This window comes from Sphingobium sp. GW821-FHT02B05 (assembly GCF_059421905.1).
The window spans coordinates 1-2500 of the sequence record NZ_JBWKVW010000022.1; the positions used below are offsets into that span (position 1 = coordinate 1).

Below are 2500 nucleotides of genomic sequence, written 5' to 3' on the forward strand. Positions count from 1 at the left end.
CGATATATGCGCGAGCTTCAATGCCTGGCGACGCCCTACTCTTCCAGTGCTTGAGCAATAGTACCATCGGCGCAGACTGGTTTCACGGCCGAGTTCGGGATGGGATCGGGTGGGTCACAGACGCTATGGTCACCAAGCAATGAAGCTGGCGCATATATTGGGTTATAATCGAGTGCCGTGCACATATCAGGCTTATCTGGGCTGGCTTAACGACCGTACGATCAAGCATCGTCACTGTTGCCAGTGCTGATGTTGATGGTGGGACTCTTAAGCGTGATCAGAGCAATTAGGACTGGTTAGCTCCATGCGTTACCGCACTTCCACATCCAGCCTATCAACGTCGTGGTCTACGACGGCTCGAAGAAATCTTATCTTGAGGGAGGCTTCCCGCTTAGATGCTTTCAGCGGTTATCCCGTCCATACATAGCTACCCTGCTGCGCCACTGGCGTGACGACAGGTACACCAGAGGTATGTTCAACCCGGTCCTCTCGTACTAGGGTCAACTCCTCTCAAATTTCGACGCCCACGGCAGATAGGGACCAAACTGTCTCGCGACGTTCTGAACCCAGCTCACGTACCACTTTAATTGGCGAACAGCCAAACCCTTGGGACCTGCTCCAGCCCCAGGATGTGATGAGCCGACATCGAGGTGCCAAACGATTCCGTCGATATGAGCTCTTGGGAATCATCAGCCTGTTATCCCCGGCGTACCTTTTATCCGTTGAGCGATGGCCCTTCCACGAGGGACCACCGGATCACTATGACCGACTTTCGTCTCTGCTCGACTTGTCAGTCTCGCAGTCAGGCGGGCTTATGCCATTGCACTCTAACAGACGGTTTCCAACCGTCCTGAGCCCACCATCGCGCGCCTCCGTTACTCTTTAGGAGGCGACCGCCCCAGTCAAACTACCCACCACAGAGGGTCCCTGTACCGGATAACGGTACGAGGTTAGACATCAGAAAACAGCAGGGTGGTATTTCACCTATGGCTCCACATCAACTGGCGTCGATGCTTCAAAGCCTCCCACCTATGCTACACAGCTCTTTCCTAATGCCACTCTGAAGTTGCAGTAAAGGTGCACGGGGTCTTTCCGTCTAACCGCGGGTACTCCGCATCTTCACGGAGAATTCAATTTCGCTGAGCATATCCTGGAGACAGTGGGGAAGTCGTTACGCCATTCGTGCAGGTCGGAACTTACCCGACAAGGAATTTCGCTACCTTAGGACCGTTATAGTTACGGCCGCCGTTTACCTGGGCTTCAATTCAGAGCTTGCACTCCTCCTCTTAACCTTCAGGCACCGGGCAGGCGTCAGGCCCTATACGTCGTCTTGAAGCCGACTTAGCAGAGCCCTGTGTTTTTGCTAAACAGTCGCTACCCCCTGGCCTGTGCCCCCCATCAGTGCTTGCGCATAGATGGGGCCTCCTTCTTCCGAAGGTACGGAGGCAATTTGCCGAGTTCCTTCAGGATACTTCTCTCAAACGCCTTGGTATACTCTACCATTCCACCTGTGTCGGTTTAGGGTACGGTCTATACGGAGGGGCTATTTCCTGGGACAACTTCACTGCCAGGAGCAATCCAATAAGCCCTGACAATTTACGCCATCCGTCACACACCTCCAGGCCCACGAATATTAACGTGGTTCCCATCGACTACCCCCTTCGGGCTCGTCTTAGGGGCCGGCTTACCCTGCTCAGATTAGCTTTAAGCAGGAACCCTTGGAATTTCGGCGACAGTGCATCTCACACTGTTAATCGCTACTCATGTCTGCATTCGCACTTCCGATACCTCCACGATCCATTACCAGATCGCTTCAACGGCCTACGGAACGCTCCGCTACCGCTCAGTCAAAGACTGAACCCTAAGCTTCGGTGCATCACTTTAGCCCCGTTACATCTTCGCCGCAGGATCTCTTGTTTAGACCAGTGAGCTGTTACGCTTTCTTTAAAGGATGGCTGCTTCTAAGCCAACCTCCTGGTTGTTTTGGAAATCCCACATGCTTTCCCACTTAGTGATGACTTGGGGACCTTAGCTGTAGGTTAGGGCTGTTTCCCTTTTGACGACGGACCTTAGCACCCGCCGTCTGTCTGCCGAACTAGACTCGTTGGTATTCGGAGTTTGGTTAGTATTGGTAGATCTCGCGACCCCCGCAACCATCCAGTGCTCTACCCCCAACGGCAAATATTCGACGCTCTACCTCAATAGATTTCGCGGAGAACCAGCTATTTCCCGGCTTGATTGGCCTTTCACCCCTAAGCACAACTCATCCGACAATTTTTCAACATTGAACGGTTCGGTCCTCCAGTGCGTGTTACCGCACCTTCAACCTGGTCATGCATAGATCGCCGGGTTTCGGGTCTAATGCATCAAACTATGGTCGCCCTATTCAGACTCGCTTTCGCTGCGCCTACACCTAACGGCTTAAGCTTGCTTGATACACTAAGTCACAGACCCATTATGCAAGAGGTACGCGGTCAGGTCTCAAGGACCCTCCCACTGC

The 2500-nt window shown here is 53.2% G+C and carries 2 rRNA genes (1 of these 2 cut by a window edge); both read right to left on the reverse strand.

Features of this window, described 5'->3' with window-relative positions:
* Positions 1-22: 22 nt before the first annotated feature.
* Positions 23-137 (reverse strand): 5S ribosomal RNA (gene rrf, locus AC07UX_RS21010).
* Positions 138-267: 130 nt separating this feature from the next.
* Positions 268-2500: ribosomal RNA gene (locus tag AC07UX_RS21015) — 23S ribosomal RNA — on the reverse strand (it continues 562 nt past the right edge of the window).